This is a genomic window from Pedobacter sp. SAFR-022, from assembly GCF_051965375.1.
In the GTDB taxonomy this organism is placed as follows: domain Bacteria; phylum Bacteroidota; class Bacteroidia; order Sphingobacteriales; family Sphingobacteriaceae; genus Pedobacter.
The window spans coordinates 54,160-68,199 of the sequence record NZ_JBQCME010000002.1; the positions used below are offsets into that span (position 1 = coordinate 54,160).

The window sequence follows — 14,040 nt, forward strand, 5'->3', positions numbered from 1 at the left end:
TATGACCCTAATTGATGTCAACAATTCAATTGTTGAGGCTGATATAATTGTCGATCAGAAAACAATTAACGATGAAATAATACTTCCAGTCAGAAAAAATGGCACAGGTGCACAAAAGCATCATATTTTTGTTAGAACAAAGCAATACTCAATTGTAAAGCAGTATTTGCCAGGGCTTTTTAAAACAGGGACAAATCTGCCACAAACGAATACGAAGGTAAGCATCAAGAATTACTTCAAAATTAGCCAGCTCATAAATGATATAGAAAGAATCAATGGTGTGATTGATTCCCAAAAAGAAGAAAAGTTAGATTCGGCCAAACTACTATTTGCTTTTAACAAGTTAGCAGCTAAACAAGGGTCGAAAACTGAATTTTATTTAACATCAGAGCTTTCATTCAGTCAGAATGGATTAGGATTTAAGCGTTGGGTGGCGGATGGTGTGGGATTCGCAACTGAAATTTTGAAATTTTTATTTCATGAAACACAGGTAAGAATCTTTATTTTTAAAGAAAGTGGAATTAGTGCGACATATTGGAGTTTTGATCAATCCAATGTCCAAAAAAATGTTTCAAAAGCGGAGTTTCCGCCGGCTCTAAGGGATCTCTCGTCCCCACGTCAAACAATATACTTCGGTGCGCCAGGCACCGGAAAATCTTTTCGGGTAGCCGAGGTGCTCAGGGGGAGGGAAACCACGACCCAAAGAGTGATTTTTCATCCTGACTATGATTATTCATCCTTTGTCGGTGGGTTTAAACCTAAACAAGATGAAGCTGGAAACATCGGATATGGGTTTGTGCCACAAATTTTTACTAATATGTATGTGAGGGCATGGGCGGATTTAGATCAAGATTACTATATAGTAATAGAGGAGATAAATAGGGGAAATTGTGCTGAAATATTTGGTGATGTTTTCCAACTCTTAGACAGAAATCCCGATTACAAAGTAGTGCCGTCCAATGAGATGAACGCCTACTTAATTGAGGCTTTGGGATTTGATCATCCGGGGGTTGCAAATGGCCTACATCTTCCACCCAATCTCAGTATATTGGCAACGATGAATACCTCTGATCAATCATTATATCCAATGGATAGTGCTTTTAAGAGAAGATGGGAGTGGGAATATATTCCAATTAACTACGAAAAAGGAGAGCAAAATAAATCCTCAAAGTACACTATTATAATTGATGAAGAAACAGCTGTAAATTGGCTTGACTTTATCAATACCGTCAACACTGGAAACATTTCGACGAATCCAAACTTAGGTATGGATAAATGTATCGGAAACTATTTCATCAAGCCGAGCAAGGATGATATCATACCGATCAACGATTTTATCAATAAAGTAATTTTTTATCTCTGGTACGACGTATTTAAAGATGAAGAGAATAGCTTCTTTTTGGACAACACAACTTATGAGTCGTTTTTTCCGATACAAACAAATGGCGTTCGAGAGGTGAAAAGAATGATGGAAAGCTTGAGTCTTTTAAATGTTGACCAACAAGAATGAAAATTTTTATAGAAGGAGAGCGCTATTCCATAGATATTCTTAAAGCCAATTTTGATGATGCTAAGTTCTATAAACAAATTGGTGTTGAAGGAATAATTACGTCAGTTGGTTATTATAGATCTTCAGATAAGAATAATTTAGTTTTCTTACTGCCAAAGGTGTTCATGGCTGATAGTGTAGTGACTGTATTTGGGGCTACGAAGAATGAGATTATTGATCTTAATATTGAAAAATCATCAATACATGATGAACATTTGAACTGGTTAAGACAACTGTCCGTTTTTTTTTATAATAGTTTGATTGAGTTTCGAAAACGTAGGTACAACACTTCAATCTTGCATTTAATTGATAATTTTGAACTGGCTACAAATATTCCAGAAAATGAATTATCATATATGGATTTATATTTAAGTTGCATTAATTTTTATAAAAAAAATCATAGCATTCTTCTGTTTAAAAGTTTTGAATACAGATCCAGTCAAAGTAAGAAGACCAAATGGGAAAAAACTATTAGAAAAAGCCTTCCACAAATTACCAATGGAAGTCCAATTTATTATCAGCTAAGAAATCAAAGAAAAACACCGGATAAAGAGGAAGAACTAATAACGTATTTTTTATCTATCATCAATCACTTCAATGAAAAACATCATGTTAATTTAAAGATTGACAAGGCATATCCATTAATAACAGGTAAGTCATTTCAAACACTCTGCTCAGTTGGAGGTAGGAAGTTAAAGAGAATCAAATACCGATATTTCAATGATGTTCTAAAAAGGATGTATCGCCTTTGTGAGATCTTTTTCTCATATATGAATAGTGGTATGGTTGTCAAAAAGCAGGACGAATTCTTAGCAACCACAAACTACAATATTGTGTTTGAAGATATGATTGATAAACTATTTACACAGGAACGACTTAATTTAGAGACTAATGATGGTATTTCGATCGAGAAACTCAAAAATAACGCTGATGGGAAAATAATAGATCACATTTACGAATATAAATCGCTGATTGATGTCAGCAATATTTTTTATATCGGTGATTCTAAGTATTACAAGTCTGGCCACTCTGCAGGAAGTGTACCAAAATACAAGCAACACACTTATGCTAAGAACGTGATTCAATTTAATATTAATCTTCTGAATGAGGGGAAATCTTACGGGAAGATTCGATATCGTGATGAATTAACCGAAGGCTACAATATAACGCCAAACTTTTTTTTATATGGTTATATCAGTGATGTGGCAAACTTTTCTGAACATCAAATTGAAACTATAAATGAGGTAGAGTGTTCATCTCATTACCCGAATAGACTTTTTGATCGCGATACGTTGTTTATTCATCAGTATAAGATCAACTTTTTATTTGTTCTTAAAGCATATACTGCTTCAAATAAAAAGGATTTAAATGAATTTCAAAATCAAGTTAAGGAACTTTTTAGAGCAAATTTCATTGATTTTTTTTCTAATAAAAACAAGTGCGGGTTTGAATTCTATAAATTTGTTAGCATTAAAAATAAGCACGACTTCATCAGTACCAATTTTCGACAACTGATCGGGAAATGTTATAATACTATTGATGGAACCTTGCTATTAGCCAAGCATTTTTCTGACCACTTAATCTCATCAAATATCCTCAATGAATTCAAAAAGGTTGATTCCTTCAATGATCTCTGATTTTTACTACATGCATGCTTTGGATTACATTTTGCATGGATTCCAAAAAACTATTCGATCTTTTTTAAAAATACTCGATTTGCCGCAATAGGAAGCCACTAAACGATCATGTATACTATTAACCAAATTAATTGCTTCTTAGCATCGTTTATGTAAGTTAAACTAATATATTTGGGGGTAAAGTGGTTTCTAAAAATGAAAAATGTAGACCAGAACATCAAGCAATTAAGGTTGGAACGCGGATGGAATCAAAAAATAGTTGCCGAAAGGCTTGGTATTTCGATACCGGCCTATAGTAAAATTGAATCTGGGATTACGGACATTAACCTAAGCAGACTTGTTCAATTAGCCAGTTTGTTTGATGTTTCGGTCGCAGAAGTACTATTTGGTTCTGCTGAAATTAACAACAAAGTTGATAAGAAAGAGTTAACAGCCTGCGAGTACGAATTAGCAGTTAAGGAAAAAGAGGTCTTCAACCTTCAGAAAAAAGTAATTGAGTTGTTTGATGAACTCAGAAACACTCATTAGATTCCGGCAGTAATCTATTAAATTTATATTCATCATCTCCAGTTGGAAAAGTAATTGAGGAGTTTGAGGTCGACGGTATTCTAAAAGAGAGTCTAAATGACCTTTTAGAGGCAACAGAAGGATTTTCTGGTATAACAAGAATTCTTTGACCAATACTTCACTAATAAGACATTTTGTTATGCTATTAAGATTAAAAAAAAAAGCGACAAGATATTCAAGAGAAAGGTGCCTACGTGCTGAATACAACTTGAGCCCCCCAGTCGTTCTTGTATCTCATATAGCTTCTGTCGTATATGTCCCAATTTTAGTTAGAACCTTTGCTGTTAGACGACGGGTTGGATCTCCCATCGTGTGCTGTATACAGCAAACATGATGATGAGGGGATTGTCCAAAAATGGATGATGAGCACCAAAGCAGCAAAAATGACGATTGTAAAGGAACTTGATTGTGTAACTTTTGATGATGATTATAATTTTTCCATTTGGTTCCTGATGGACGTATGCCTTATTTGTACAAAAGGAATCTTTATAAACCGTCAGCAGCTATTAACCAGATAAAAAATAAATAGTTCATTTGGTAAGAACCCTATTAAATGCATACAACTCTATCAGTAATCGCTAAAAACCTAACCGCCGAAGAAGAAAAACATTTACAAGAACTTGATTTCCTATTCATGCGGCTACGCCTTTTCTCCCGAAACACAGAAACTTTTATTCGTGACTTCTGGAGGTCCCAGAATGCTAATGGAGATAATTTTAATATTTTAAATTGTCTTACCAGGCATCATTTGGAAGAGTTACACTCCCGTGTACTCTTCTATTTGTTAGACCCAAATGGAAACTACAATTGCTCTATTCTTTTTCTCAGCCTTTTTATCAAAATGATCTTGAAGGAGGCGGGCGAAACGCAGCGTTTTCCAAGTGACGAAAAATTTCTATCTCGATCTCGAATTTTCCGAGAGCTTTCTATAGATAACCAAGACGACATTTACGGGAGAATAGATCTCTTTATAGAAACACCGGAATATTTTATAGCTATTGAGAATAAGATTGGGGCTCGTGAACAGGATAGGCAATTAGAAAGATATTCGAGATACTGTAGTGCTAAAAAGAAATGTTTCTTCATAGTCTATCTAACTCCGTTTGGCACAGAATCCAAGCAATCTCGAGGACTACATTATTTGAAAATATCGTATGAGCATCATATTTTGGAATGGCTGAATACCTGTATCGCATCCGTCCCCGACGAGCTTAGAGTGGCCACCGGGCTTACTTCATATAAAGAAGTAGTTGAAAATAGAATATTAAAGACACCATCAAAAACCATAGTTGTGGATATAAAAAAATTATTACTTTCTAAGGAAAATCATATTATTCTGAAATACTGGAAGGAGATTAATGCAGCAATTATTCCTGTTCGGAATGATCTGAGAAGCTGTTTTTTTGCAGAATTAGCCCGCTATTTTACGTCGGAAAAGATAAAATGTTTTCCAGCGGACGGTAGAACCACCCCAACAAGAACTTCTGAAATTTGGCTTAAAAAATCTCGTGGGTTTACAATAACGGATGATAGATATGTAATTAGGATTGATGAAACATATGTTTTGAACGTGTGTATAGAACAAGATTGGGACGATTTGTACTTTGGTTTATTTCTACATACCGCAGACACGACTGGCGAGCGGTTGGACACGAATTTGGATGCCTACAATCAAGAAGCTGTTAAGAAATACTTAGCCCTGATTTCGAGCTCTCTAAATATTTCATTGTCTGGAGAAGTTTTAGATTTTGGAGGTTGGATAGCACGCAAACCTTTCAGAATAGATGACATGAAGTTTGTAGATGATGTATTGAACTACAGGTTTGCAACCGAAATGAAAGCGATCATTGAGCTCTTTATAAAGGAACTTCAGAGGTATTTGAATGCGGTGAATGAGATAAACATTAGCCAATTAGCAATTTTAAAGCCTTAGTTTATAGATCTCAATACTATCCTACTTTTAGAACACCAGACTCTGACTTAAATCTATTATATACCGCCATTTCAGTGCGGTTTACTTTCCAATCTTTGTATTGTAGCAGAAACTACAGAGAATAGATAACATCAATATGGTAGAGGACATACACGATTATTACGAGGAACGTTTAGACAAAATCTTTGGCCGCGGAAGCACTTGGCCGCACCGCACATTCAGAACGGTCTTAGATCCATATTCTAACGAATGGGAAGGAACTTCAATGGGCCGTAAAATAGAAATTCTGGAGAAGGCCGTCGAAGCAGGGGAGAGCCTGGAAATGCTGATTTTTAATTACAAATGCCGGTACATCGAAAAGAACCGCAAAGATATTGCAGGTTGTGTAGATACTGCCCTCGCCAGAATACTGGAATATCAATTAAGAAAATCACTCTAGTAACATCATTAATTTTTCCTGTAAAAGGTTAGACAATGAAAATTATCGCAATCGGAGATATTCACGGCAGAAACTTTTGGCAAAAGTATATTCAAGAACCTACAGACCAGCTTATATTCGTTGGCGATTACTTTGATCCCTATGATATCTGGATCAGGCCCGAAGATGAAATTGCAAACTTCAAGGACATTGTAAGCATTAAGCGAGACAATCCAAACCTGGTAACGCTTTTAATCGGTAATCATGACTATCACTACCTCAGTGGTGTGCAGCAACAGTACAGCAAGTATAATGATTATTCAGCCGCGGCCATCAGGGAAGGACTGGAGGAGGCAATTGATATCCTGCAGATCTGCTGCGTTTACAATGACGCCGTATTCAGTCATGCAGGTTTTACCAAAACCTGGTGCGCCAACAATGATATTGACCTGGCTAACCTGGAACATAGCCTTAATCGGAAATTTGTTGAAGATAGACTTGCCTTTGGTTTCTTATATGGCATTGGCGACGAGAATGGAAGCTACGTGCGGCAGTCACCATTATGGGTGCGGCCTGATCAACTGCTCGCCGATAAAATTGAGGGCTATAAACAAGTGGTAGGACATACCAGGCAATCCACTCAGGTCTTTAAGGATAATGTCGCCTTTATTGATGTGGCTGGCGCTGCACTCATCATTGAAGACTTAGAGACCGTCGATTGGAGTTGAAATACTAACCTAATGTCGATAAACGCCGGAACTGAACACCGCAGGTTCAATCATGTGGCTCCCAGATGACTGTTCGTCAGTATCGGTTTGCAGTAGATACTTTTGATGTAAAAACTTAAAGCAAGATTAAATATGCCTGTAGGAAAAAAAATAAAAAAGGAAAGGGAGCTCATTCGACTAAGAACTGGTTTATTAGGCCAGGCCCGGGATTTGGAGCACTCCAAGAAACAAGAGAAATACCTCGAGTTCATTCAAGGACTGCGCATTGAATTTGATTTCAAGAACTATCCGAATTTCATTTTCTTCTTCCGCGGCATACATTGCCCGATCCAATATAATCTGAAAACCCAGCATGTTTATCTTAGCAAGGAGATGTGGACCAACTTCAACGATGAAGTAAGCCTTGAAGATAAGGAATGGGAGACAAGGATGTTCATTAAAAACCTTCTTCGGAGTTACTTTGGTTTAAGCGTCTTTGTCGAGTATTCTCCTTATGTAAAATTCGAAAACTTCAAATTCAACATATCATAAATCTATTTAAATGAAACAATATGGGAGACATTCTTAAAGACAAAAATGGCCGCAGGCTCGGTGAGATTAAGGACCAGGGCAGTAACTGGCAAGTCGCCGTAAATGCAAACGGAAATAAGCTGGGTGAATACAATAGCCGTACAAACGAGACGCGCGACAAATATGGCCGTAGGCTTGGAACAGGCAACCTGCTTGCAGGTCTGATCTATAATGAACGCTGAGGTAGCTGATACAAAGAAACAAATACGCTCCGAAAACTGCGTTCAATTTGAACGCAGTTTTAAACCTTGAACTTTACCTTAAATTTATGACTAATGAAGAAAGAAATATCCGGGAAGCTGCATTCCTGCGGGTTCATATTTTTTATGGCCTGCATGACAGAAACGACGGCTTTGATTCCATGAACATTTCCTACTTCAAGGAAGCGGAGTTCCGGATCGTACTGGAACGATGTAAAGCCATGGGCATAGGCCTCTATGGCATCGAACCATGGAAGAACGGTCAGTTTTTCGATGTCAGGACACCCGAAGATGATGCGGATTGCGACAATCCCGGATGGTATTTTACCGCTTTTGAGGAGTTTGCTGCGTTAGAACAGGACCTGGATTATGCCGCATCTTACCATGTTGCGGATCATATACTGGACATGGATTACTTCCCCGCCAACCCGCATTACAACTTCCTCAAAAACTTTCTGGAGAAAAAGAGAAGGCCTTGATCAATACTTGTCATACCAGCCTGTTAAAAGCCATCAACAAAGCACAAAAACATAATTTAATTGAATGAGTTTAGTAATTCTCCATATTCCACACGCTTCCACCCACATCCCTTCCCGCGCGGCTTACCTGCTCTCTGATGAGGCCCTTGAGGCTGAAATGCTTAAACTTACAGACTGGTACACCGACGATCTTTTTAATGATGGGCAGGACCTGCAGATCCTGGGCAAGGTGTCCAGATTGTATTGCGACGTGGAACGTTTTCCCTATGACGACATGGAAGTGATGGCCCCATTGGGCATGGGTGTTCTATACGATCGTACAGATGAGGGGCAATTGATGCGGGTCCTAACGCCGGGCGACCGAATGAGAATTCTGAATCTATACTACTGGGGGCATCATGGAGTACTGGCACATGCGGTAAAGAAGTCCCTGGCTGCTTATAAAAGGGCGCTGATCTTAGACTGCCATTCTTTCTCCGATAGCCCCTTTAGCAGAGACCTGGATCAGCGGCCAAATCGCCCGGATTTTAGCATCGGTACAGATCCTTTTCATACGCCAATGAATTATATCGTTGCCTCTCAGATCTATTTCAAGGATGCGGGTTTTACACTGGGAATCAACCGACCCTACTCCGGTGCTATGGTGCCGCTCAACTACTACCATCAGGATGACCGCGTAGAATCAATCATGCTGGAGGTTAATCGAAAACTCTACCTCAATCCAGGTACCAATGAGAAGTCTGCCGCCTACGAGGACATTAAAGCTGTAATACATGGTTATATTACCATGCTGCGGGATATGCATAAGGGCAGGTGCCGCAAGAAGGGACGCCAGTAATTTAGCTTCCATTTTCTTCATGGTTGCTAAATTAATTGATTCAGAAATAACATATATTGTGGCTTAATTAGCGCTCAAATGCATACACTTAATGACGTTCATCATCAGTTCGCCTCCTTCTTCGCGGATCCCAGACTCCAACCTTACGCATACCTGGCTTCCAGAAAGCTAAGTGAAGGGCACATCTGCCTGCAATTGGATGATCTGGAAACGAAAAAAGCTGAACTGCCCCTGGCTTATCAAAACCTGTTGCAGGATCCTTCCGTATTGTCTGACTTAGCCTTGGTGACCGGTAATCTGCTGGATAAACAGCCATTCGTGCTGCATAACAACAGGCTTTACCTGCAGCGGTATTTCAAGTACGAAACGCTGATCCTGAACCGTATCGCTGAATTCATCGCAACAGAACAGCATTTGGAAGGAGAAAGGACCAGAGCATTGAAGACCCAGGCGGCTTTCATCGGCGCGCTTTTCCCCCAGCCAGCGGAGGTCGGCGAAGCAGCTACCGATTGGCAGCAGGCTGCGGCAATATCTGCTGTGCTGAACAATTTTACCATCATTACCGGTGGTCCCGGTACCGGCAAAACCACTACGGTAGCGAAGATCCTATCCATTTTATTTAAGATCAATCCGAACCTTAAGGTTGCACTTGCTGCACCTACCGGCAAAGCCGCGGCACGAATGGCAGAATCGCTTAAAACAGCTTCCCTTAGTATTGATGCCAGCATTGCGGAGCAGATGCATTCGCTGGAACCAAGCACGATTCACCGCCTGCTGAAAACACTGGTCGGTACGCCTTACTTTAAACACAATAAACAAAATCCCTTGCAACATGACGTGGTGATCATTGATGAGTCTTCCATGATCGGGGTGGCCCTTTTTGCTAATCTCCTGGATGCCATTGGCCCACAAACTAAGCTCATCATGCTCGGGGATAAAGATCAACTTGCCTCGGTAGAAGCTGGAAGTTTGTTTGGCGATCTATGCCAGGCACAGGAACAGCTCAATCGCTTCAGTCATGAACGTACGGTCCTGATCAATGGGCTTAACGGAAGTCTGATTGCTCAGTCTCCCATTCCAGAGCAGGCGGCTGTACATCCTTTGTTCCAGCATATCGTAGAGCTTAGGTTCAGTCACCGCTTTACCAGTGCCGGCGGTATAGGTAAGCTGAGCAAAGCGATCATTAATAATGATGTGCCGGCCTTAACGGCCTTTCTGCAAGCTGATGCAGAGCCGCAGGTGCTTATTGATGAGCAGCATTCTCAAAAGCTTTTTGAGTCCTTTGTAGCTGGTTATTCGGAATACATTAAGGAACCGGATATAAAAACGGCTTTACAGAAGTTGAATAAGCTGCGCGTACTATGTGCCATCCGGGAAGGTGATCAGGGCTTGTATGCGCTGAACCGAAAGGTAGAGCATTACCTCGCCAGCAAGGACTTGATACACCTGAGCGGAGATTTCTACGAGAACCGTCCAATCATCATCACCAGCAACAACTATGCGCTTGGTCTGTTCAATGGCGACGTCGGTATTGTCCGCCCGGATGATAAAGGGATACTGAAAGCCTGGTTTGAAGATAGCGCCGGTATGCTGCGTGGAATCTTCCCGGGTTTGATCTCGCAGGTGGAAACGGTTTTCGCAATGACCGTTCACAAGAGTCAGGGTTCGGAGTTCGATCAGGTTATGGTGGTATTGCCATTGAAGGAGCAAATTGCACTGCTTACCCGCGAGTTGCTGTACACAGGCGTTACCCGTGCAAAGCACAAGATCTTCATTCAGGGTACAAAGACGGTGATCATGCAGACTGCTGTAGGCAAAGTAGAAAGGGCTTCCGGCATTGCGGAAAGGTTTATTAACGATTAGTGCTCACCCAATAAGAATATATGGCGCTCCATTTAAAGGTTTCTAATTCCCTCCTGGACTTAACGAAGCAGTTGTGTGTTGATCTTAAAGATCAGCCTGCATCTGTATTTCAACCAAATTACCTCATTACGCAAACCGAGGGCATGAACAGCTGGCTGAAACTGCAGCTTGCAAGCCAGCTGGGTATTGCCGCGAATTTCCGATTTCTTAAGCCTAATGAACTTATCCAGCAGGTTTATCGCGTGCTGGAAGGTAAATTTCAGCAGTCTTTATCACCACAAAATCAATGCTGGCTGCTGTATACCATACTTGCAGATGAAGCTTTCAGGGAACGCTATAAAACAGTTGCTTCCTATTACAGCCTGGATGCTGCCGACAAAGACCTGAAACGGCTTGCGCTCGCTGAGAAATTGTCCGACCTCTTTGACCAGTACCAGATGTACCGCCCGGAAATGATCCGCAGTTGGAACGCCGGTACGAAGGTCGGCATGGAGCATGAAGACTGGCAGCAATACCTTTGGATGGAGGCCCGTAAGCGTGCTGATGGCAGCCTTCCGGATAAAACCGCAATAGCAGATTATATCAGCACTGCTCTAAGCGATCCCCGAAAAAGGGGCTTGCTGCAGGAACAAATGCCTTTAGTACAGCTTGCAGGTATGTCTGTTTTAACAGCCTTTCACCTGGACATTTTCCATAAGATTGCCGAACATATTGATCTGGCTTTTTACATGTTGAACCCGGCACCAGAGGTTTACTGGTTCGAGGATAAACATGAAAAACAAGTCGCCATATTGAAGAAAAAAGGACTCTTTGAGCCAAATGAGCAAAGCTTAGGCAACGCCCTATTAACCAGCTGGGGAAAGGTCATTCAGAATACCTTTGGACTCCTGTTTGAAAATGACACGCTGGTGAATGCCTATGAACCGATCGCCCTTATGGAACCCCGGGAAGATTCGCTGCTTCACAAAATACAGGCAGATTTATTTAACAACCGCCCCGATGCGGAGCGTGAAGCCTTATGCCTCGAAGATGTAGAAGACGGATCACTGGTGATCAGCTCATGTTTTACCCCGGTGCGGGAAGTGGAAGCGCTTTACAATTATCTTGTTCATCTGATCGACAATCGGCAGGGAAATTTGTCTGCACGTGACATTGTCGTCATGGTTACCGACATGGATACCTATGCGCCCTACATCAAAGCAATATTTAACAATGCACCGCATCGTTTTCCATATAGTCTGGCAGATGAAAATTACAGTGCCAGCGACAGTATAGCAGCCGCATTACTGGCGGTACTGTCCATCAACGCAGAGAACTTTAAGGCAGAACAAGTGATGCAACTGCTGGATTCGGGTTACCTAAGGAAGCGGTTCAGGTTCAGTAACCTGCCGCTGATCCGGAAAGTGGTGGCGGCTGCAAATTTCCGATTTGGTATCGAAGGTGCAGCTGCGGATGATACCATCTTTGTAAGTTGGAGATATGCCATGAACCGCATCATGTACGGAATATGCATGAGCGGCGATGAGGAATACTTCTTGGAGAACGATGGTCTTTTCCCCTTAGACATGCTGGAAGGGGATGATGCCCTGGAGATCATCAGGTTCTGTCACTTCATGGAGGTACTGATTGACACCATCGAGGAAAGAAACCGGCCAAGAACGATTACCGGCTGGGTAGGTCATGTGGAAAATGTACTGCTGAACCTCGTGTTTGATGCTACGGAGGAAGAAGATGAGGATTACGCGGTATTGATGAAGCAGCTGGAAGAATACAATATCCTTAATACTATAATATCGGAGCCTATCAGCTATGCGCTTTTTAATTATAGCATTCAGCAGTCCATTAGCGGCATGGTAAAATCCGGCGCTTTTGGAGGATACGGAATAACCTTCTGTTCGCTGATCCCGATGCGCAGCATACCCTTCCGTGTAGTTGCGTTATTGGGCATGAACTTCGATAAATTTCCAAGGAAAGCCTCCCAGTTGATGTTTAACCTGATCGACAAAGAGAAGCGTAAAGGCGACAGAAATGTTAAAGAAAATGATAAGCATCTGTTTTTGGAAACGTTGCTTTCTGCTGGCGACTATTTGTACATCAGCTACCTGGGCCAAAGTGTCAAAGACAATACTGCAATTCCCCCCTCAGCACTTGTGGATGAACTGATCGATTACATACAGACAGCGCTGCCGGGGATTAAAGCAGGGGAAAAGTTGATTACGAAACATCCCCTTCATGGCTTTAGCAGGAAGTATCAGGCTGAAGATTCCAAGTTATTCACCTATCTGATAGAAAGCGATCGACCGCTGGAGCGTGCAGTTGTCAGGAAGACAGATCAGTTTGAATTCAGCGAAGTACAGTTGGATATTATGCTGAACTTCTTAAAGAACCCGATAAAAGGCTATTACAACAAAGCGCTTAGTATATATTACAATGAGGAAGAAGTGCTGCTTAGCGATACGGAGCTGTTTGATCTGGATCATTTGCAAACCTGGGGATTGAAGAATCAGCTGTTGGAATGCTATCCTGAAGACATCCCGCAGCTCAGGAACAAACTCGTTAAAACAGGCGGACTGCCCTTGAAGAACATGGCGAATGTTGTGCTGGAAGACGTGAATGAAACAGTAGACCCCGTGCGTGCACGTTTTAGGGCGCTGATAGGAGATGTTGAAGAGCGCTTTATTCCTGTAAACTTGCAAATAGCTGTTCCGATTGGAGGGGAGTTGCAGAAGGAGCTTGTGGAAGTCACCTTGGTTGGCACGCTGAACCGCGTATATAAAGAAAAAATGGTTGTGCTCTCCTGGTCGTCAAAAGAAACCAAGTACTTGCTGGAGGCATACATCAAGTACGTTGCTGCCCGGGCTTGCGGATACGAGTTGGATCTGTACTTCATTAGTGCCGCTAACGATAAATTGTACCGATCCGGGACGATTGATCCTTTAAAGGCAAAAAAGAAATTGGTAGAACTCCTTACGCTTTACATGGCTGGTCATCGTATGGCACTGACCTTTCACACAGACTTCAACATCAAACCAGCAGAAATTGACACGCTGACCTTTGACGACTTTAGATCAAAGGTTGGTAAGGTCGCGGACCCTCATGGTTATGATTGTTCGGACCGGTACCTTTTGAACAAGTACAATGAAGGGCACTTTGATCTGGAAATGACTTTAGATCGCTATAAAGAATGCGCCAGGTTATTGTTGCTGCCACTTGAAGAACTATTTGCTGACTATTACGCTAACCCTGAATAACGCTCTT

12 protein-coding genes are annotated in these 14,040 nt (G+C 41.3%); all 12 read left to right on the top strand.

Annotation, left to right across the window (positions count from 1 at the left end):
• Window position 1: 1 nt before the first annotated feature.
• Window positions 2-1,510, top strand: a complete 1,509-nt coding sequence (locus tag ACTHQF_RS06035) for an McrB family protein (protein ID WP_440429035.1) — start codon at window positions 2-4, stop codon at window positions 1,508-1,510.
• Entirely contained in the window at window positions 1,507-3,186 is a 1,680-nt protein-coding gene (locus ACTHQF_RS06040; protein ID WP_440429036.1) for a hypothetical protein, read from the top strand. The genes ACTHQF_RS06035 and ACTHQF_RS06040 overlap by 4 nt, the downstream gene beginning before the upstream one ends.
• Window positions 3,187-3,381: 195 nt before the next feature.
• Window positions 3,382-3,714 (top strand): helix-turn-helix domain-containing protein, encoded by a 333-nt coding sequence (locus tag ACTHQF_RS06045; protein ID WP_440429037.1) that lies wholly within the window; start codon window positions 3,382-3,384, stop codon window positions 3,712-3,714.
• 592 nt (window positions 3,715-4,306) lie between these two features.
• Window positions 4,307-5,686 (top strand): PD-(D/E)XK nuclease family protein, encoded by a 1,380-nt coding sequence (locus tag ACTHQF_RS06050; protein ID WP_440429038.1) that lies wholly within the window; start codon window positions 4,307-4,309, stop codon window positions 5,684-5,686.
• Window positions 5,687-5,822: 136 nt separating this feature from the next.
• The gene (locus tag ACTHQF_RS06055; protein WP_440429039.1) at window positions 5,823-6,125 is read left to right on the top strand and encodes a hypothetical protein; all 303 of its coding nucleotides are present in this window, start codon (window positions 5,823-5,825) and stop codon (window positions 6,123-6,125) included.
• A 35-nt stretch (window positions 6,126-6,160) separates the two neighbouring features.
• The gene (locus tag ACTHQF_RS06060; RefSeq protein WP_440429040.1) at window positions 6,161-6,832 is read left to right on the top strand and encodes a metallophosphoesterase; all 672 of its coding nucleotides are present in this window, start codon (window positions 6,161-6,163) and stop codon (window positions 6,830-6,832) included.
• 132 nt (window positions 6,833-6,964) lie between these two features.
• Entirely contained in the window at window positions 6,965-7,363 is a 399-nt protein-coding gene (locus tag ACTHQF_RS06065) for a hypothetical protein (protein ID WP_440429041.1), read from the top strand.
• A 20-nt stretch (window positions 7,364-7,383) separates the two neighbouring features.
• Window positions 7,384-7,584, top strand: a complete 201-nt coding sequence (locus tag ACTHQF_RS06070; protein ID WP_440429042.1) for a hypothetical protein — start codon at window positions 7,384-7,386, stop codon at window positions 7,582-7,584.
• Between the two features lie 86 nt (window positions 7,585-7,670).
• Entirely contained in the window at window positions 7,671-8,081 is a 411-nt protein-coding gene (locus ACTHQF_RS06075; protein ID WP_440429043.1) for a hypothetical protein, read from the top strand.
• A 64-nt stretch (window positions 8,082-8,145) separates the two neighbouring features.
• Entirely contained in the window at window positions 8,146-8,919 is a 774-nt protein-coding gene (locus ACTHQF_RS06080) for an N-formylglutamate amidohydrolase (RefSeq protein ID WP_440429044.1), read from the top strand.
• A 78-nt stretch (window positions 8,920-8,997) separates the two neighbouring features.
• Entirely contained in the window at window positions 8,998-10,782 is a 1,785-nt protein-coding gene (gene recD, locus ACTHQF_RS06085) for an exodeoxyribonuclease V subunit alpha (protein WP_440429045.1), read from the top strand.
• 20 nt (window positions 10,783-10,802) lie between these two features.
• Window positions 10,803-14,033: an exodeoxyribonuclease V subunit gamma gene (gene recC / locus ACTHQF_RS06090; RefSeq protein ID WP_440429046.1), complete on the top strand. Its 3,231-nt coding sequence runs from the start codon at window positions 10,803-10,805 to the stop codon at window positions 14,031-14,033.
• Window positions 14,034-14,040 lie beyond the last annotated feature (7 nt).

Coding starts and splice junctions, on each gene's coding strand:
- ACTHQF_RS06035 (WP_440429035.1), top strand. CDS start 2: ATGACCCTAATTGATGTCAACAATTCAATTGTTGAGGCTGATATAATT.
- ACTHQF_RS06040 (WP_440429036.1), top strand. CDS start 1,507: ATGAAAATTTTTATAGAAGGAGAGCGCTATTCCATAGATATTCTTAAA.
- ACTHQF_RS06045 (WP_440429037.1), top strand. CDS start 3,382: ATGAAAAATGTAGACCAGAACATCAAGCAATTAAGGTTGGAACGCGGA.
- ACTHQF_RS06050 (WP_440429038.1), top strand. CDS start 4,307: ATGCATACAACTCTATCAGTAATCGCTAAAAACCTAACCGCCGAAGAA.
- ACTHQF_RS06055 (WP_440429039.1), top strand. CDS start 5,823: ATGGTAGAGGACATACACGATTATTACGAGGAACGTTTAGACAAAATC.
- ACTHQF_RS06060 (WP_440429040.1), top strand. CDS start 6,161: ATGAAAATTATCGCAATCGGAGATATTCACGGCAGAAACTTTTGGCAA.
- ACTHQF_RS06065 (WP_440429041.1), top strand. CDS start 6,965: ATGCCTGTAGGAAAAAAAATAAAAAAGGAAAGGGAGCTCATTCGACTA.
- ACTHQF_RS06070 (WP_440429042.1), top strand. CDS start 7,384: ATGGGAGACATTCTTAAAGACAAAAATGGCCGCAGGCTCGGTGAGATT.
- ACTHQF_RS06075 (WP_440429043.1), top strand. CDS start 7,671: ATGACTAATGAAGAAAGAAATATCCGGGAAGCTGCATTCCTGCGGGTT.
- ACTHQF_RS06080 (WP_440429044.1), top strand. CDS start 8,146: ATGAGTTTAGTAATTCTCCATATTCCACACGCTTCCACCCACATCCCT.
- recD (WP_440429045.1), top strand. CDS start 8,998: ATGCATACACTTAATGACGTTCATCATCAGTTCGCCTCCTTCTTCGCG.
- recC (WP_440429046.1), top strand. CDS start 10,803: ATGGCGCTCCATTTAAAGGTTTCTAATTCCCTCCTGGACTTAACGAAG.